The organism is Arthrobacter sp. StoSoilB13 (assembly GCF_019977255.1).
Taxonomy (GTDB): domain Bacteria; phylum Actinomycetota; class Actinomycetes; order Actinomycetales; family Micrococcaceae; genus Arthrobacter.
The window spans coordinates 657,700-676,023 of sequence record NZ_AP024649.1 but is presented as its reverse complement, the minus strand read 5'-3'; the positions used below and the strand labels follow the sequence as shown (position 1 = coordinate 676,023).

Genomic DNA, 18,324 nt, shown 5'->3' with positions numbered 1-18,324 from the left:
GGGACGTCCTGCCTGGCTGTTTGTGCAACTCCGGCCTGTCTTGGTGGGATTAGATCAGGTGGTCCGAGAGGTGGTTCGGGGTGCCGAAGCGGTGCGCGGTGATGGACACGGCCTGCTCGCGCAGGAACGGGAGCATCTCGATGCGGCCGGCCTGGGTCACTGCACCGTGGTAGACGGCCACATCCGGGCGGCCACCCATGGCTGCGCTCAGCGCGGCGAAGTCGCCACCGATCAGGCGGATGCGGCCGGCGTCGAACTTTGCCGCACGGGCCAGCCACGCGGCGTCGTCCTCGACCCGGACGCTGACGCCCAGGTTCGCGAAAACATTCACCACAGCATCGGGAAGTACGACGGCGGAGCTCACCTTGAGGGTCGATCCCGCCACTGCGCCGGCTGCTACTACGCGGAGCAGTTCCGCGAGCCGCTCGCCTTCGGACAGGCGGACCGTGACGGGGATCGGACGGTAGCGGAACACGTTGCGCTCCGCGGACAGTGCGGAGACATCCTTGCGGGTGCCGAACTCGGATTCCCAGGCTACGGCGTCGCTGAAGAGTGCCTGCTGAAGGGTGTGGAGTTCCTCGGCAGTGACGTCAGCGGACGTGGCAGCCGTGAGGATCTGGGCGGCTGCCCCCTGGAGCACGGTGCCGCGCTTTGCCGTGGCTTCGGCGGGGAGCCAGCTGCCCAGGCCGATGAGGTAGTTCGGTCCGCCGGCCTTGGTTCCGGCGCCAACGGCCGACTTCTTCCAGCCGCCGAAGGGCTGGCGCTGGACGATCGCACCGGTGATACCACGGTTGACGTAGAGGTTTCCGGCCTGGATGGTGTCCAGCCAGATGCCCATTTCAGCGGAGTCCAGGGAGTGCAGGCCAGCCGTGAGGCCGTACTCGATCTCGTTCTGGATGGCGATGGCTTCCTCAAGGGTCTCGGCGGTCATGACGCCCAGGACCGGTCCGAAGAACTCGGTGAGGTGGAAGTACGAGCCACGCTTGACGCCAGAGCGGATACCCGGGGACCAGAGCCGGCCGGTTTCGTCCAGGGGCTCAGGCTTGATGGCCCAGGTTTCGCCGTCGCCCAGGGTGGTCAGGGCGTTCAGGAGCTTGCCGTTGGCCGGTTCGATGATCGGCCCCATCTGCGAGGTGGCGTTTTCGGGGTAGCCGACGGTCAGGGAGCGGGCGGCGTCGATGAGCTGGTTGTGGAACCGCTTGGACTTGGCCACGGAGCCAACCAGGATCACCAGGGACGCGGCGGAGCACTTCTGGCCGGCGTGGCCGAAGGCGGAGTACACGACATCCTTGGCTGCGAGGTCCAGGTCAGCGCTGGGGGTGACAATGATGGCGTTCTTGCCGGACGTTTCCGCGAGCAGTGGCAGGTCCTGGCGGAAGGAGCGGAACAGCTCAGCGGTTTCGTACCCGCCGGTGAGGATGACGCGGTCCACGCTCGGGTGCGAGACCAGCTGGGTGCCGAGTTCACGCTCTTCAAGCTGGACCAGGGCCAGGACTTCACGCGGCACACCGGCTTCCCAGAGCGCATCCACCATGACTGAACCGGAGCGGCGGGCCTGCTTTGCCGGTTTGATCACGACGGCGGAACCTGAGGCGAGTGCCGCGAGCGTCGAGCCTGCGGGGATTGCCACCGGGAAGTTCCACGGCGGTGTCACTACGGTGAGGTTCGCTGGGACGAACGTGGCGCCGTCGACCTTTTCCAGGTCCTTGGCGCGCTCGGCGTAGTAGTGCGCGAAGTCGATCGCTTCGCTGACCTCGGGATCGCCTTGGTCAATGGTCTTGCCGGTTTCTGAAGCCATGGCCTCCAGCAACTCTGCGCGGCGGGCTTCGAGGACGTCGCCGGCGCGGTGCAGGATCGCTGCCCGCTCGGCAGCGGGCCGGGCACCCCAGGCTTTGCCGGCCTCCACGGCGGTGGCGATGATGCGGTCCAGTTCGGCGGCGGCGGAAACCTTGGTGGATTCGACGATCTTGTTGCCCGCGGTGGAGCCGGGGATGCGCTTGAGGATGTCACGGCCCCAGGCGCGGTTTGCCGGCAGTGCCGGGTCCGTGTCCGGAGTGTTGCGGAAGCCCTCCAGCGGGGCAGGCTCGGCTGGCAGGCGGCGGTCCTGCTTGCGGTTGGGGCCCGGGACCTCGTCCTTCATGTTGGCCAGGGAGTTCAGGAAGCGCTGCTGCTCGCGCTTGAACAGGGCCTCATTCTCGCTGAGTTCGAAGACCGCGGACATGAAGTTTTCCTGGCTGGCGCCCTCTTCGAGGCGGCGGATCAGGTAGGCGATGGCGACGTCGAACTCGCCAGGGTGGACCACCGGTGTGTAGAGCAGGAGGCTGCCGACGTCCTTGCGGACGGCCGTGGCTTGGCCGGTTGCCATGCCCAGGAGCATTTCGAACTCGATGCCTTCGGTGACGCCACGCTGCTTGGCGAGCAGCCACGCAAACGCGACGTCGAAGAGGTTGTGTCCCGCGACGCCGATCCGGACGGCGTCGATGTGCTCCGGTGTGAGGGCGTAGTTGATGACGTTCTTGTAGCTGGTGTCCGAGTCCTGCTTGCTGCCCCAGGTGGCCAGCGGCCAGTCATGCAGGGAAGCTTCTACCTGTTCCATGGGCAGGTTGGCACCCTTGACCACGCGGACCTTGATGGGCGCGCCGCCCTGTGCGCGGCGTGCAGCAGCCCACTCCTGGAGTTCCTGCATCGCGCCGAGGGCGTCCGGGAGGTAGGCCTGCAGGACGATGCCGGCCTCGAGGTTCTTGAACTCCGGCATGTCCAGGATGCGCTTGAACACCGCGATGGTCATGCTGAGGTCCTTGTATTCCTCCATGTCCAGGTTGATGAACTTGGGCTTGGGGAAGGACGCGGCCAGGCGGTACAGCGGGGTGAGCTTCTCCACCACGTGATCGACGGCTTCGTCGAAGGCCCATGGGGAGTGCGGTGCCACGGTGGAGGATTCCTTGATGGAGACGTAGTCAACGTCGTCACGGGCCAGGAGCTTGAGCGTGCCTTCCAGGCGGCGCTGCGCTTCGTGCTCACCCAGGACAGCCTCGCCCAACAGGTTCACGTTCAGGTGCACGCCGTCCTGGCGGATCTTAGCGATGGCCGGACCGAGCTTGGCATCCGTGGCATCCACGATCAGGTGGCCCACCATTTCACGGAGCACCCGGCGCGCGATCGGAATGACCACCTGGGGCATGATCGGAGCCATGACGCCGCCAACACGGACCGCGCTGCGCATGTACCAGGGAAGGAACGCAGGAACCTTGGGAGCCAGCTCGGCGAGTTTCCGGGCGGCGACGGACAGGTCCTCGGGGCGGATGACGCCGTCGACGAATCCGACCGTGAAGTCAAGGCCATTCGGATCCTTCAGGACGCCGGCGAGGCGCTGGGCGGACACATCCACGGGAATCTTGCTGGCTTCGGTCAGCCAGTGGCGGACCAACGCGATGGCTTCCTGTGCCAAAGCATCGAACTGCCCGGAATCCTGGGTGCGCGGGGCGGCGGCAACCGGGAGGGTGCTGGTCATTGGGGCTCCTTCTGGGACGGAGAAGTTTGTTTGTTTCCATCAGTATGGATCTACAATCACGTTAGGAAAAGCGATCTTTTCTGACGAATATTCATTACCCATTCCGATCCTTTGGAGGCCGCCTTGCTGGACGTCCGCAGGCTGCGTTTGCTGCACGAATTGAAGATCCGCGGAACGCTCGCCGAGGTGGCCGATGCCATGCAGTACAGTCCCTCTTCCGTGTCCCAGCAACTGACCCTGCTGGAGAAGGAAGCGGGCGTCGAACTGCTCCGCAAGGCCGGCCGCCGGGTGCAGCTGACACCTCAGGCGGAGATCCTGGTTGCCCACACCGCCGCCCTCCTGGAGACACTGGAACGGGCGGAAACCGAGCTCGCGGCCTCCCTGTCCACAGTCACGGGAACCGTCCGGCTGGCCGTGTTCCAGTCGGCTGCACTCGCGTTGCTGCCTGACTTCCTCAGCATCATGCGCCAGGAGTATCCGGAAGTGCGCGTGGAAATGACCCAGCGCGAACCCGAGACGGCCCTCTATGAAACCTGGGCACGCGACTTCGACATCGTGGTCGCGGAGCAATATCCCGGACACGCCGCGCCCCATCATCCTGGGCTGGACCGGGCAACGCTGACCAGCGACGCCATCCGGCTGGCCACTCCCCCGATAGGACTGGGCGGGGAACGTGTAGCCTCACTCGCCGATACCGCGGACATGCCCTGGGTCATGGAACCCCGCGGCGCCGCCTCCCGGCACTGGGCCGAACAGGCCCTGCCGGTCCGCTGGCTTCGAACCGGACGTCCGATACGAAACGGCCGACCTCCAAGCGCAGATCCGCCTCATTGAATCGGGAAACGCCGTTGCCCTCATGCCGGACCTCGTCTGGACAGGTCGGACCCGCCCAGTCCAACTACTGGACCTACCCAGCCTGCCACAGCGGACCGTCTTCACGTCCACCAGGACGGCCGGGCGGATCCACCCCGCGATTCTTGCATGCCGCGAAGTACTGGAGCGCGTGGCCGCTGGGCAACTGTAGCGCAGCCCACTCCTTGGAGGGCCGGATTCCGGGAACGCAAAAGGCCCCGGTCCTGGGGACCGGGGCCAAACGCGGAGAATGGGGGATTTGAACCCCCGAGGGCGTTAACCCAACACGCGTTCCAGGCGTGCGCCATAGGCCGCTAGGCGAATTCTCCTTGCTTCCGAATCGAAAGCAGATACTACTGTACCTGAGAATTTCGGCATCGTGTAATCGGACCATTTCGCCCTCGCCGCACGTCCAAAAAGCGTTGTTCGCCTTAACGGAAAAATGGACGCCCCCAACGCGCCCATTCTTGCGGTATCACCGTTGAGCTGCCGGGTCCGGCCCCTCGCCCCCAGGCCCCGCAGCTCACAATCTTGAGATTGCCCCAATCGGTGTACATACCCATGGTCCGCTGTGACCCGCAGATATGCAATGGTGTGGGCCGCTTTGTAGCCGTTGTTACTGACAGGATGTTCCCATGACGCAGCTCCACGCCCTGGTTGTTTACGTTCCCGAGACCCACACTCCCGCCGTCCTGAAGGCAATCGGGGACGCTGGTGCAGGACGGATCGGCGACTACTCACATTGCTCTTTCACCTCGCCGGGCACTGGCCATTTCACTCCCCTGCCGGGCTCGCAGCCATTCATCGGCGACGTCGGAAGCCCCCAGCAGGTGCCCGAAACGCGGGTTGAGTGCGTGGTTGAGGAGGACGTGCTCGACGCCGTTGTGCTGGCTCTGCGAGCGGCCCACCCTTACGAGGAGCCGGCTTTCATGACGTGGCCAGTGAACGGGTGGCGACCTTCCCCGCCGCATCTGCCGGAGAGCTAGGATCGCTCCGTGGACGATAGGCAAATACCTCCCGACTCTGCCGGTTCGCTGGACGGGTCAGACGAAGAAAGCCGGGCCGCGGAAAGAATCTTTGAACGCCTCCAGGCCTTGGAGCCGCTCTGCGATCGAAGAATGGACGTTGGCGGCGTCGAGAACGGTTCGCCCCTTCACCAGTTGGATGACCTTTTCAGTTCCTCCCGCAGCGTCAGCCACCTGCTGACCCAGTCCCTCGTGGCCGCCATGGATAATCTGCAGGCGCTCCGCCGCCTCTTGTTCATCGAGGCGCCCGACGGGAACATCTACTTCCGCACCCAGACCCATGCACCGTATGCATTGGTACGCACCATCATGGAGTGCACTGCAACAGTGCTGTGGGCGCTTCTGCCGGAAAGCTCCGACGAACGTGCCCGGCGGGGCCTGGTACTCGTGTCCCGGGAGGTGTTCAACGCCGCCGCGTTCTGGGACTCCTACCTTCGGGAGTTCCATCCGGAACCGCACGAGGTCGCGGCGGATTACTTTGATGGGCTCCGCCGGGCGTTGAACTCATCGGCAGAAACCTTGCGGCTGCCCCCAATGTTTCGCCGGAAAGGCGATGGAAGCTGGGGGTATGCCACCAAGAACCGCACGGAGACTGCGATCCTCAAAGAGTTGCGTTCGAGCAGCAGCCTGCCTCCCGGGCTGATCTATGCCTGGCAGTTCTGTAGCGGCTACTCCCACGGGCTGGAGTGGACAACCGCCGAAAGAAGCGGTTACGACGTCGCAAGCAGCCTCGCCGAGGACGATGCGTTCCAGGCCGAAGGAATGGAACAACTCCGGCGCATGTGCGACGTCGCGTTCGATCTGATACCCCAGGCGTGGGAAGTCTTCGATGTCCGGCGCCGCAGCGGACCATTCTTAAATCCCGGGGAACCACTTTTGGACTGAAGAAGCGTCCTTGGATTGAAGAGCTGACAGGCCTTGAAAGTCAAGATTGTCGGTACTCCGGACCGGGAGTACAGTCACCCCATCGCTGGACACACTTGACCGGACGCACATGACCGGACGCACATGAGTTGGAGGACCCGATGAAGCTGCGCCAATTCTGGTTGGGGATCGCTGCGACACTGCTGTCCTTGGGGCTCCTGTCCCCGCAGGCTGCCGTCGCGGTCCAATACGACATCGACTCGGCCAACAGCCTGCAGGTTGTGGTTAACAAACACCGGATGCTGAATCCGCCGAGCTATGTCCCGGCGTCACTTACGCGGGTTTCAACTGAACGGCTGCGCCCGGAGGCTGCAACCGCATACAACTCGTTCGTGAAGGCAGCCAAAGCGTCAGGGGTCAACATCCGGGCCACCAGCGGATACCGCTCCTACTCGCAACAACAGAGTCTCTATGCCGACTACGTCGCGCAATACGGCCGGGAGACCGCAGATACCTTGGCTGCACGCGCCGGCTACAGCGAACACCAGACCGGCCTGGCCATGGACATCGGAAACGCCAGCGGCGTATGTGCTCTGCAAGCTTGCTTCGCCGATACACCGGTGGGTCGTTTCGCGGCCACGGACGGCTGGAAATACGGGTTCATCATCAGGTACCCGGCCGGGGCGCAGGACATCACAGGCTATGAATATGAGCCGTGGCATCTCCGGTTCGTCGGCGTGGCGATCGCCACAGATATGAAATCCAGGGGAATTACCACGCTGGAGCGATATTTCGGGCTGGAGGACGCGCCGGACTACCTGCCTTAACTCCCGCCGGAATCGGGCGGGAGCCACCCGCCGTCGAGCGTTTTCCACAGCCCCCTGCGCCGATTCGAACCAATAACCAAGTTCAGGTAAGCTTGTCGACGGCCCCTCATGTGGCGTCATCCTGTTGAACTCCCCCAGGACCGGAAGGTAGCAAGGGTAGATGGGCTCTGGCGGGTGCATGAGGGGTCTCTTATTTAAAATGTCAGTCCCTATAGGTAGGTTTCACTTGTGACTGTTACAACTGCCCTGTATCGAAGGTATCGCCCGGACTCTTTCGCGGACGTTATCGGGCAGGAACACGTCACCGAGCCCCTGATGACGGCCCTGCGGAAGAACCGCGTGAACCACGCCTACCTCTTCTCCGGCCCCCGCGGCTGCGGCAAGACCACGTCCGCGCGCATCCTTGCACGCTGCCTGAACTGCGCCGAAGGCCCCACTGACACGCCCTGCGGCAAGTGCCCCAGCTGCATCGAACTCGCGCGCGGCGGCTCCGGCTCACTGGACGTCATCGAGATTGACGCCGCCAGCCACGGTGGCGTGGACGACGCCCGCGATCTCCGCGAGCGCGCAACGTTCGCCCCGGTGCGGGACCGCTACAAGATCTTCATCATCGACGAAGCCCACATGGTCACTTCGGCTGGCTTCAATGCGCTCCTGAAGATCGTCGAAGAGCCGCCGGAACACATCAAGTTCATCTTTGCCACCACGGAGCCGGATAAAGTCATCGGCACCATCCGTTCCCGCACGCACCACTACCCCTTCCGGTTGGTGCCGCCCGAGCCTCTCATCAAGTACCTTGAGCTGCTGTGCCACCAGGAGAACGTTCCCGTGGCTCCAGGCGTGCTTTCACTCGTCATCCGTGCCGGCGGCGGTTCCGTCCGCGATACCTTGTCCGTGCTGGACCAGCTCATGGCGGGCGCCGGACCCAACGGCCTGGACTATGAACTCGCGGTTGCCCTTCTCGGCTACACGCACGCTTCCTTGCTGGACGACGTCGTGGACGCCGTCGCAGCCGCTGATGCTTCAACGGTCTTCCGCGCCGTCGACCGCGTCATCCAGACCGGGCACGATCCCCGGCGCTTCGTGGAAGACCTCCTGGAACGCTTCCGGGACCTCATCATCGTCCAGGCAATGCCCGAAAGCGCACAGGCCATCCTCCGGGGCGTGCCCGAGGACCAGATTGCCCGGATGCGCAACCAGGCTACCAACCTGGGTGCCGCGGAGCTCTCCCGCGCGGCGGACGTCACCAACACCGCGCTCACGGAAATGACCGGAGCCACCTCCCCGCGGCTGCACTTGGAACTTCTCTGTGCGCGCATCCTGCTGCCCAGCTCCGAGCAGACAGAACGCGGCATTGCAGCCCGGATCGATCGCGTGGAGCGTCGCCTGAATTACGCCGGCGACGCCGGGATCCCGGCTGCCGCTTCTGGCGCGCCTTCCGCCACGGCTTCTTCATCGGCGGCTGCGTCAGTTGCCCAGGCCGCCCCTCCACAGGCGCCCGCACCAGTTCAGGCACCCGCACCAGTCCAGGCGCCCGCACCTGCACCTGCACCTGTGCAGGAAACGTCGTCAACACCTGTGTCGCGGGAGCCACTCTCCGCTCCGCGCGTCTCAACGAACGACTGGCCGGTGGACGAGCCGACGCCTACACAGCGTCCCGTCCAGAATGCTCCCTCGACGAAGCCAGCCGCTGCCACGGCCCCTCCCGCCGTACAACCGGCTCCGCAAAGTGCACCCTCGCAGGCCGCACCCGCTTCCCAGCCGGCCCCGACATCACAGCCGGCTCCTGCCGCTGGCGGAGACGTCGAAGCCCTCCGTCGCGCTTGGCCGGAGGTCCTGCAGACGCTGACCAAGATCAAGCGCAGCACGTGGGCCTTGGTGGAGCCGAATGCCCAGGTGGCCCAGTTCGATGGCCAGGTGCTGACACTCGCCTTCACCACCCCGGGCCTGGCCGGTGCCTTTGGGCGCGCAGATCACTCCGAGAACCTTCGCCAGGCGATCCACAAGACCATCGGCATCGACTGCCAGATCGTCGCAGTGGCTGGCGGCAACAGCTCAGCGAGCTCTGAGCCAAACCCAAAAGCACCTACTAGCCGGGAGGTTCCGGCTTCGCCTGGCGCCGCATCGCCGTCGGCAGCCCCGGATCCAGTAGCAGTCCAGGTCCCAGTGCCAGCCCAGGAACGGGTGCCAGCGCAGGTGCCTAGCGCTGTTTCATCGGTCGACTCTGCCTGGGGCTTGGCCCCGGCTGCCCCCGCGGCAGCGACGCCGGCCCCGGCCGGGCCGGAGGCAGCAGCGCCAATTGCGGATGCCCCGGCTCCCGCAGAACCCACGGCGCCGGCGGCTCCACCCGAACCCACGGCGCCCGCGGCTCCCGCAGAACCCACGGCGCCGGCTGGGGACTACTCCTACGCCGACGATGATTGGGGGCCTCCCCTCGACGAAGATGCGCCGCCGTTGGACGAAGAACCTCCGATGGACTGGGAACCGTCCCGCGCCTTTTCCGGTCCGGACACCCCTCCGGCACCGGCGTCACCGACACCTGCTTCGCAGGCACCAGCTTCCCCTGCACGGGGGATTCCGTCAGCGCCATCGCAGCCAACACCTGCGCAGGACGCCCCTGGATCGGCCGCCGACACAGCTCGTAAATCCTCAGAAAGGGTGGGTTCCGTCGACCCTTGGTCCAGGGCAGTGGAACAAGCGCCTGGTACATGGGTGGTCGGCACCGAATCCAATGTTGGTGCCAAGCAACAGACTCCCATCGAGGCTGATACTGACGTGTCGAAGGTCCGCGACTACGAACCGGCGGCGGCGCAGGTCCCGGCGAACGGCGGCACAGCCCTTGAAACACCGGCGGAGGCGGCAGCCTCGGCAGCCCCGAGCTACGGCCACCCGACCAGCGGCGGGCAAAACGGATCGTCGGGCTGGGACGTCGCTCCGGCGTCGGGTTGGCCCGGCACCATGCCAGTCCAGGCGTCCGCCCCGGCGCCTGCCGCGTGGCCCACCACAGCCACGGAAACCCAGCATGCGGGCGGCTCCGTCGCGACGCTTGAGGAGGGCGCGCCGTCGAGCGGTCCTTCGGCCCGTCAGAGCCTGTACCAGCGCTTGACCAACAGTCCCGAAGCCCAAGCCGGACGGGTGCAGGCGCCCGTGCGAACCCAAGCCAGGCCGGAGTTGGCGCCGGAGGATATCCCCAGCCCGGAGGACGAAACCATCGAGGAATCGAGGGTCTTTGGGCGTGCTGCCGTGGAGCGTATTCTGGGCGGAAAGCTGATCGAAGAGCGCGCCTTGGACGGTTCTCCCCTGCAACCCCGCTGATGACAGCATCGATACCAAACAAACGAGGACATTTTGTACGAAGGTGCAGTTCAAGAGCTGATTGACGAGCTCGGCCGGCTTCCCGGTGTGGGCCCGAAATCGGCACAGCGCCTGGCGTTCCACATCCTTGAGGCCGATCCCGAGGACATGAAGCGGCTCGTAACGGCCATCACCACGGTGAAGGAACGGGTTAAGTTCTGCACGGTGTGCGGCAACGTCACCGAGCAGGAAATGTGCAACATTTGTCGCGATCCGAGGCGGGATCCGTCGGTCATTTGCGTGGTTGAGGAGTCCAAGGACGTTCTTGCTGTGGAGCGCACCCGTTCGTTCCGTGGCCGGTATCACGTGCTGGGCGGAGCCATCAATCCCATCGCGGGCATTGGCCCGGAGCAGTTGCGGATCCGCGAGCTCCTCACACGCCTCAACGACGGCGCCATCCAGGAAATCATCATCGCTACGGATCCCAACCTTGAGGGTGAGGCCACTGCTACCTATTTGGCCCGCATGCTCAAATCGATCGGGATCACCGTCACGCGGTTGGCTTCCGGCCTGCCAGTGGGTGGGGACCTTGAGTACGCCGACGAAGTCACGCTTGGCCGGGCGTTTGAGGGCCGCCGGAACGCGCTGACGTAAGGCGGCGCGTGGACAACCAGCGTCCCGGCAAGAGCACCAAGGCAGCAACCACTGCCTGAATCACGAGGCCAGTGAGGGCGACGGGCACCGAAGGCGCCAGCTGATCACTCGATTCCCCTCCGATACAGGGAAAATCACGGCCCGGTCCATCGGCGGCCCACTGCAAGCCGGACAACACCCATGCCAGTTCATGCTCCTTGGGGAGCGTCTCCGCGGCGACGCTACCGAAGAGCAGGATCGGATTGGACGCTGCCAGCCAAGCCACCCGCTCTGTATGCGCCACTTCCACGGGCCGGAGACGCCCAACACACTCGTATGCTGTGATCCGTCCGGTGTCGTCCCGCTCCACGTTGACGGGCACCGACGCCTGGTCCATCACAGTCGTCCATGGAATCAACGCGATGGTAGCCGCTACATTGCCCAGGCACAGGAACGCCACCAGCGCCGCAGTCAAGGCAACACCTGCCGCCGTTCGGCCCGAGCAGGCGCGGGCACCTGCGCCTATGAGTCCAAACAACACAATCTCAAGGACAACAACCACGACGCCGGCACCCGCCAAGGCGATCGGCCCGCCAACGGCCGTGCCCACCGTGAGCAGCAGGATGCCGGACGGCACCGCGAAGACCGCCCCGCGGAAGACTCCGGCGAACAGCCCGCCAAGGAATGTTCGAGCCTTTTGATGGAAGCCCCATACTGCCCCGAGGACAGCAGAAACAACTGCCATCAATCCGGCCATCAGTATGTACGTGGCGCTTGGGAGGCTGGATTCAAACCATCCGTTGGCTTCGCCGAATGCCACCACAGCTGCGGCCGTCGCCCAGGCCAGAAGGAGCCCGGACGCGCAGGCCAACCAGAACCACCAGGATTGCAAGGACATGCGGCAGTCATCCCAGGCCTCCCGCACAGCGGTTCCAAGAATGTCGGCGATCCCAGGTTGGTGGTCCAGCCTGTGTTCACTCCCCGCGGTTCCGTCACGCCGCGGAAACCGGTCGTCGATAACGCCGCCGCCGATCACTTCGTATTCCGATTCGCTGCGCGCCGGCCCGGGATCGTCCGGTGGCTCAGGAACCCTGGCCATGGCACCACGCAATGCTCATAAGAGGGATCGTACGCCCGGGGGCCTGCTGCCGAAACTGACTGCGTGGCCGCCATGTGGTCACAATTCCTGCGGGGACACAACACGGCGATAAACTGGCCGAATAAGCTACGCAGGCGTGTCCCAATTTCGAATTTGGCATGCCTCGTTCGAACCCTATTGATGCAGTGAGGGTGCGCGCATGACTATGCCCACTACCGAAGTGAAGATCGAAGAGCTCTCCGACGGAGCTGCCATTACCAAGCAGCTGATCGTTCAGAAGTTCGGCGGTTCCTCGGTTGCCGATGCTGATGGCATCAAGCGGGTCGCTCAGCGTGTTGTGGATGCGCAGAAGGCCGGCAACGAGGTTGTGGTTGTTGTTTCCGCCATGGGAGACACCACAGATGAACTCCTGGACCTCGCGGGCCAGGTCACGGACTCCGCTCCTGCCCGCGAAATGGACATGCTCCTTTCCGCCGGAGAGCGAATTTCCATGGCACTGCTTGCCATGGCCATCAACAAGTTTGGCGCCTCCGCCCAGTCCTTCACGGGCTCCCAGGCAGGCATGATTACCGACGGCATCCACGGCAAGGCCCGGATTATTGATGTGGACCCGCACCGCATCCGCACCGCCCTGGACAAGGGACACATTGCGATCGTGGCGGGCTTCCAGGGCATGAGCCGCAGCACCAACGAGATCACAACGCTGGGTCGTGGCGGCTCGGACACCACGGCTGTTGCCTTGGCTGCAGCGCTCGAAGCCGATGTGTGCGAAATTTACACCGACGTGGACGGCATCTACACGGCCGATCCCCGTGTTGTGTCGTCGGCCCAGAAGATCGACCGCATCTCCAGCGAGGAAATGCTGGAACTTGCTGCTTCCGGCGCCAAGATCCTGCACCTGCGGTGCGTGGAGTACGCCCGCCGTTTCGGCGTGCCGCTGCACGTCCGCTCTTCATTCAGCCAGCACGAAGGCACGTGGGTCATCCCGGGCGCCGATGAAAAGTTCACGATTCAAGAGGGAGTTGCCTTGGAGCAGCCAATCATCTCCGGCGTTGCACACGACCGGTCCGAAGCCAAGGTCACCGTTGTAGGCGTGCCGGACATCCCCGGCAAGGCTGCTGCGATCTTCCAAGTGATCGCCGACGCCCACTCCAACATCGACATGATCGTGCAGAACGTGTCCACCCACGGCACGGGGCGCACGGACATCTCGTTCACGCTGCCGATCGTCGAAGGCGCCGACGCCCTGGCCGCCCTTCGTGCAGCTGAAGGCCAAATCGGCTTCGAGAGCATCGAGTACAACGAGCACGTTGGCAAGCTGTCCCTGATCGGCGCGGGAATGCGTTCACACCCCGGCGTTTCGGCCACGTTCTTCAAGGCCCTCTCCGACGCCGGCATCAACATCGACATGATCTCCACCTCGGAAATCCGCATCTCCGTAGTCACCAGCGCTGACAAGCTGGACGACGCCGTCCGCGCCATCCACGCTGCGTTCGAGCTCGACGGCGATGCCGAAGCTACCGTTTACGGCGGCACCGGGCGCTAGGGCCGCCACTTTACCGGTCAGCGACCGGCTCTTCTGAGAAGGCTCCGTCCCCACTTGGGACGGAGCCTTCTTTGGGTGGCAGTATGCCCGTGATCAACAGGTGCTGTCGGCGGGCATATGTCTCTCTGGGTGGTCCTGCCTGACGGCTCGACGACATAACCACACGGGATTGCCGAAGCGGCGACCAGACGGCGCGGCAGCAACCACAATTACGACCTCGTTCTCCCGCTCGTATTCGAGGAACTCCACTCACGCTGCAGCGGCGGCGATATCCAGACTTTTCATCCGCACGCCCGCGCTGTTGGTCCTCATCTTGGCGAGCAGGCGGCCGGCGATCGGCAACCGGGCGAGGCGGATCATCGCGGACCGAAGCAGCAACTCGGCGCGGTTGCCTGGGGTGAAGAAACTGCGCATGCTCACACCGCTGCCGAGGTGGTGGTCGACGAACGGGCGCAGGTGGTCCTCCCAGTCCTGAAGGGCCCGTGGCACGTCGTGCGGGTGGCGTTCGAGCATGGTGCCGAGCAGGTCGGCCCCGGCCAGGCCGGTGGATGCCCCCATGCCGGAGTAAACGGTCAGGCACCACGCGGCGTCGCCGACGAGCACGACTCGGCCGCGGTGCCAGTGGTCGAGGTGCACCTGCTCGGCGGAGTCGAACAGGTGATCGGGGGCCTTCTCGAACTGGTCGAGCAGCCAACCGAGCGTGGAGCCGGTGGGCTCGGGGCCGTAAGCGGCGCGCAGCGAGTCGATGGCTGGCCGGGTGAACTCGGCGTCCACGTCGTCGGTGCGGTAGGAGAGCAGCACCGTCGGCGGACGGTCAGCGAACGGGAACACCCACGCTGATCGACCCTGCTCGGCCAGGATCAGTCCGTCTTGTTGACGGTAGCCGGGTACCGCCTCGGGCAGGCTGTACGCGGCGATCATGTAGTTCAGTGGACGGATCGGGCTCTGCTCGGGTTCGAACGCAAGCCGGCGCACCGTCGAGCGCAGTCCGTCTGCCCCCACCACCAGGTCGAACCGTTCGACGATCGTCGTCTCCGTCGTCAGGTTGCGGATCTCTACGTCCACCCCGTCGATGTACTGGTCCAGCGCGATCGGCACGGTCGAGTACCGGATCTCCACTTCGTCGGGCAGGGCGGTGAAGGCCGCGTCTTCGATGTCGCCGCGCAGTACGAGTCGAGATCCGCCGAACACATCGGCGTAGCTTAGACCGCGGCGGCGCCGGTCCGTGCGGTCGACTTCGTAGCTCACGGCTTCCGGAGCGACGCGATTCGGCACGGCATCGGCGATGCCCAGCCGTTCGGCGGCGGCGAGCCCGGTTCCGAACAGGGCGATGAAGTATCCGCCGCGGCGCCGGTCGGGGGCCTTCTCCAGCACCACCACGTCCCAGCCCGCGCGATGAAGTCGCAGCGCGGAGGCGGTCCCGCTGATCCCGAGGCCGACTACCAAGGCCCGCTGTCGTTTTGTCATGTTCTTGTCCATGGGATTGGGCGCTCAGTGGCTCGGGACAGACGCCAGCTGGCGCAGGTTGGTGTTGTTCTGCAGTGCCCATCGCAGGGTCCGCGGTGGGCGCCCGAGCAGGGTTTCCAGCTGGTCGGAGAGGACGTCGTACCGACCGCTGGCGATCAGCCGGGTCTGGATCCCCAGGTGGTCAGCCACGTGCCGGGCCGTAGCCGGATCGCCCAAGGACTCCTGCAGGACGGTCTCGTCGAGGAAGGTCTCATTCCAAGCCTCCAGCTCCTCAGGAATGTAGACGATCTGGCGTCCCAGCGCGGCTGCGTAGTCCTCAGCGAAACCGTGCATGTCCTTCAGCTCCGGGCCGGTGAGTTCGTAGGACTTCGAGATGTGCGGTGCGGGGTCGAGCAGCATCTTCACGGACACCTCTGCCAAGTCGTGAACGGCAATGGGTGCGAGCCGCTGGTTGCCGAAGGGCAGGCGCAGCTCACCCTTGCTCAGCGGGCCCAGCAGCATCCAGGTCAGATGGGGGTTTTCGGCGAACAGGGTCGAGCGCACGTTGATGGTCGGGAGGCCGGACCATTCCAGCACCCGCTCGCAGATCCAGTGCGCCCGCTGCTGCGGTGACCAGTCCGTGACCAGTCCGCCGAGCCAGGAACGCCGCTCCTCTTCCGGTGCGGTCATCTTCTCGAGCGTCATGTATGACTGCTCGTAGTTGGACAAGTGCACGAAGGCCTCGATGTTGCCCTGGGCTCGCGCCGCCGCGGCCATCAAAGTGAGGGCGTCAGCGTAGTTTGGCTGCGGGGTCATGCTGAAGTAAATGCGCTTGACGCCCTTCAGCGCTGCGGCCACATCCGCGGGTTTGAGCAGGTCGCCGACGAAGACGTCGGCCCCGGCCTCGCGCAGCGACTGGGCCCGTTGGTCGTCCCGTCGCACGAACGCGCGCACCGGGTGGCCCTGTTCGAGCAGCATGTCGACCATCAACCTGCTCACGCCGCCGACCTGTCCGCCGGCGCCGGTGATCAGAATGGGATTGCGTTCCGTCATTTGTGTGTTCTCCATCAGGTTGGGTGAGTTGTAGTCAGAGGATGGGTTCAGGTGCGCGCTGGCGTCGATTGCGTCCATCGGCGGAAGACCGGGCTGAGGGCCCTGTCGGGGAAGCGCGATGACACCGCGGGACTGCGCCGGGTCGGGAAGGGGCTGGAGTACGCGCGGATCCAGGTCGGCGTGGCGATCTCCGGTCGGGCGACGTGTTGCAGATCAATGGTGGGTTTCGACGCCGGCGCGTTCAGACATAGGTGTCGGAATCGGTCCAGCCGCGTGCAGGGCCGCGTCGGTATCCGCTATGGCCAGCATTCTGTTGATGTCGGCCCCGGCCAGTGCGCCGGCCGCGGCGGAGGCCCCGACCTGGGCGGTCAGATCGGTGGCGTTGCCGGCCACCCACACACCCGGCACTTCGGTGATGCCGGCCGTGCCGGAGGCGAAACTGCGGCCCTTGTTCGGCAGGTCCTGCACGGGCAGGTGCAGACCTTCCAGGCCCTGGGCGCGGATCTGCAGCTGCGCGAGGACTGCGATGACGCGGCGGGCAATGACCTGGCCGTCGGTGAGGCGCACCCCGGCGAGGGCGCCGTCCTCGTCGTTGACGACTTCGGTGACCGGGGTGTCGATGACGCGGATGCCGCGGGCGGCGAAGCGGGCGCGGTTGTCCTCGTCCAGGTCGGTGCCGTGCGTGAAGTAGGTCAGGTCCGCGGTCAGCTGACGGTACAGATACGCGTGGGCGATGGAGACCGGGCCGGTGGCGAGGATACCGATGGGTTCGTCGCGGACCTCCCAGCCGTGGCAGTACGGGCAGTGCAGCACGCTGTTCCCCCAGTGCTCGGCGAGCCCGGGCACGTCCGGCAGAACGTCGGTGAGGCCGGTGGCCACGAGGATGCGGCGGGCGGTGATGCTGCGGCCGTCGGCGAGGGTGATGGTGAACCGCAAATCCCCGTCAGCTGAGGGGGCGGCAGGCTCGGCCGAGACTACCTCGCCGAGGACGATGCGTCCGCCGTAGTGGCGCACGTGCTCCCGTCCTCGTCGAAGGATCTCGGACGGCGGGGTGCCGTCCAGGGCGAGGAGGCCGTGCACGGCTTCGGCTGGCGCGTTGCGGGGGTAGCCGCTGTCGATCACGACGACCGAGCGGCGGGAGCGGGCGAGGATCAGAGCGCCGTTCAGTCCTGCGGCGCCGCCTCCGATCACCACCGTGTCGATAGTGCCCTCGGCCAGTTCGTCACTCGTGAATGGAGGAGTCGTCTCAGTCATGGTTTGGTCAGCCTTTCGGGTTCTGGACGGCCATTGGGTTGGTTTCGCCGCGAGGGTCGGGTGAGCCACTTGCCACCCATGTCGTGATCCGTTCCGCGATCGCTTCGGGGGCTTCGATGTGCAGGAAGTGGCCGAGGTCGGGGACGATCTCTCGCACGTGCGGAGCGGCGTATCGATGCCGGTCGTCGACGTTCGGGGGGAGGATGCAGTCATCGTCTGCGCCGTGGATGTGCAGCAGGGGCACCGTGATGGGGTGGGAGAGGCGGCGTGCAGCCTTCAGCATGCCCAGGCGGGTCATCTCCCGGTAGTACTTGAGGGGTGCGGGAAAGCTCGCGCCGAGGTGCTCGTGTAGCTCCGCTTGGAGAGCCGGGTCGAGCGTCAGGTTTGGTGACCATTGACGCCAGAGTCGGTCGATGAGGGCGAAGTCGCGGGCTCGGGCGATCATGCCGCTTCCGGGAAGCTGGAAGAAGGCCATGTACCAGCTCCGGCGGAGCTGGGCGGGGCGGGGCCGGCCGATGAATGTCAGGGGGTGGGGGATAGCGAGCGTGACTGCGCGTTTGATGCGCTCCGGCGCGGTGACGGTGGTGTCGTACGTGATCAGAGCACCCCAGTCGTGGCCAATGAGGTCCACCTGGCGCTGGGGAGACCACTGGTCGATCAGTGCGACCACGTCGCTGGTCAAGGATGCGAAATCGAATGGACCCGCGGTCGGGGACGGGGCGTAACCGCGAAGCCAGGGCGCGAGGACGTAGCGACCCTGGCGGCCGAGCTCGGCGAGGAACGCCTTCGCCGTTGGCGGGTGGTCCGGGAATCCGTGCAGGAAGATCGTCGGTTGACCTGTGGGGTCACCGCCCTGCAGAGCGTGAAAAGTGCCGTGCGGCAAGTCGAAAGTGACGTGTTCGAAGTCCATGCGTTGTGAG

The 18,324-nt window shown here is 65.3% G+C and carries 12 protein-coding genes, 1 tRNA gene, 1 other RNA gene and 1 pseudogene; 8 read left to right on the top strand and 7 right to left on the bottom strand.

The genetic code is table 11. The annotated features are described in order from the left end of the window. Positions 1-49: 49 nt before the first annotated feature. Positions 50-3,511 carry a bifunctional proline dehydrogenase/L-glutamate gamma-semialdehyde dehydrogenase gene (locus tag LDP01_RS21770; protein WP_224094162.1) on the bottom strand — a complete coding sequence of 1,154 codons (3,462 nt, stop codon included), beginning with the start codon at positions 3,509-3,511 and terminating at the stop codon, positions 50-52. Between the two features lie 123 nt (positions 3,512-3,634). On the opposite strand from LDP01_RS21770, the pseudogene LDP01_RS21765 reads away from it, so the two are divergent. Then, positions 3,635-4,535: pseudogene (locus LDP01_RS21765) on the top strand (LysR substrate-binding domain-containing protein). Positions 4,536-4,607: 72 nt separating this feature from the next. Here the strand turns inward: LDP01_RS21765 and LDP01_RS21760 are convergent. After that, positions 4,608-4,692, bottom strand: a tRNA-Ser gene (locus LDP01_RS21760). 306 nt (positions 4,693-4,998) lie between these two features. On the opposite strand from LDP01_RS21760, the gene LDP01_RS21755 reads away from it, so the two are divergent. From LDP01_RS21755 to recR, 6 genes are all read left to right on the top strand, one after another. Beyond that, positions 4,999-5,349 (top strand): YqfO family protein, encoded by a 351-nt coding sequence (locus tag LDP01_RS21755; protein ID WP_224094160.1) that lies wholly within the window; start codon positions 4,999-5,001, stop codon positions 5,347-5,349. A 9-nt stretch (positions 5,350-5,358) separates the two neighbouring features. Continuing rightward, complete coding sequence (locus LDP01_RS21750; protein WP_224094157.1) at positions 5,359-6,273, top strand: hypothetical protein; 915 nt, start codon at positions 5,359-5,361, stop codon at positions 6,271-6,273. 140 nt (positions 6,274-6,413) lie between these two features. After that, positions 6,414-7,079 (top strand): M15 family metallopeptidase, encoded by a 666-nt coding sequence (locus LDP01_RS21745; RefSeq protein ID WP_224094156.1) that lies wholly within the window; start codon positions 6,414-6,416, stop codon positions 7,077-7,079. Positions 7,080-7,176: 97 nt separating this feature from the next. Continuing rightward, positions 7,177-7,273: signal recognition particle sRNA small type (gene ffs, locus LDP01_RS21740), an RNA gene on the top strand. Positions 7,274-7,307: 34 nt separating this feature from the next. Next, positions 7,308-10,394 carry a DNA polymerase III subunit gamma and tau gene (locus LDP01_RS21735; protein WP_224094155.1) on the top strand — a complete coding sequence of 1,029 codons (3,087 nt, stop codon included), beginning with the start codon at positions 7,308-7,310 and terminating at the stop codon, positions 10,392-10,394. A 33-nt stretch (positions 10,395-10,427) separates the two neighbouring features. Continuing rightward, entirely contained in the window at positions 10,428-11,027 is a 600-nt protein-coding gene (gene recR, locus LDP01_RS21730; RefSeq protein WP_216921891.1) for a recombination mediator RecR, read from the top strand. Here recR and LDP01_RS21725 read toward each other — a convergent pair. Further along, positions 10,981-12,105: a hypothetical protein gene (locus tag LDP01_RS21725; protein ID WP_224094154.1), complete on the bottom strand. Its 1,125-nt coding sequence runs from the start codon at positions 12,103-12,105 to the stop codon at positions 10,981-10,983. The genes recR and LDP01_RS21725 overlap by 47 nt on opposite strands. A 199-nt stretch (positions 12,106-12,304) precedes the next feature. On the opposite strand from LDP01_RS21725, the gene LDP01_RS21720 reads away from it, so the two are divergent. Then, entirely contained in the window at positions 12,305-13,651 is a 1,347-nt protein-coding gene (locus LDP01_RS21720) for an aspartate kinase (protein WP_223935722.1), read from the top strand. 249 nt (positions 13,652-13,900) lie between these two features. Here the strand turns inward: LDP01_RS21720 and LDP01_RS21715 are convergent, their stop codons facing one another. The 4 genes from LDP01_RS21715 to LDP01_RS21700 form a co-directional block, all read right to left on the bottom strand. After that, positions 13,901-15,130 carry an FAD-dependent monooxygenase gene (locus LDP01_RS21715; protein WP_224094153.1) on the bottom strand — a complete coding sequence of 410 codons (1,230 nt, stop codon included), beginning with the start codon at positions 15,128-15,130 and terminating at the stop codon, positions 13,901-13,903. Between the two features lie 12 nt (positions 15,131-15,142). Then, positions 15,143-16,150, bottom strand: coding sequence for an NAD(P)H-binding protein (locus LDP01_RS21710; protein ID WP_224095121.1), 1,008 nt, complete (start codon positions 16,148-16,150; stop codon positions 15,143-15,145). Positions 16,151-16,363: 213 nt separating this feature from the next. Next, positions 16,364-17,404 (bottom strand): NAD(P)/FAD-dependent oxidoreductase, encoded by a 1,041-nt coding sequence (locus LDP01_RS21705; protein ID WP_224094152.1) that lies wholly within the window; start codon positions 17,402-17,404, stop codon positions 16,364-16,366. 7 nt (positions 17,405-17,411) lie between these two features. Continuing rightward, positions 17,412-18,314, bottom strand: coding sequence for an alpha/beta fold hydrolase (locus tag LDP01_RS21700; protein ID WP_224094151.1), 903 nt, complete (start codon positions 18,312-18,314; stop codon positions 17,412-17,414). Positions 18,315-18,324: the final 10 nt, after the last annotated feature.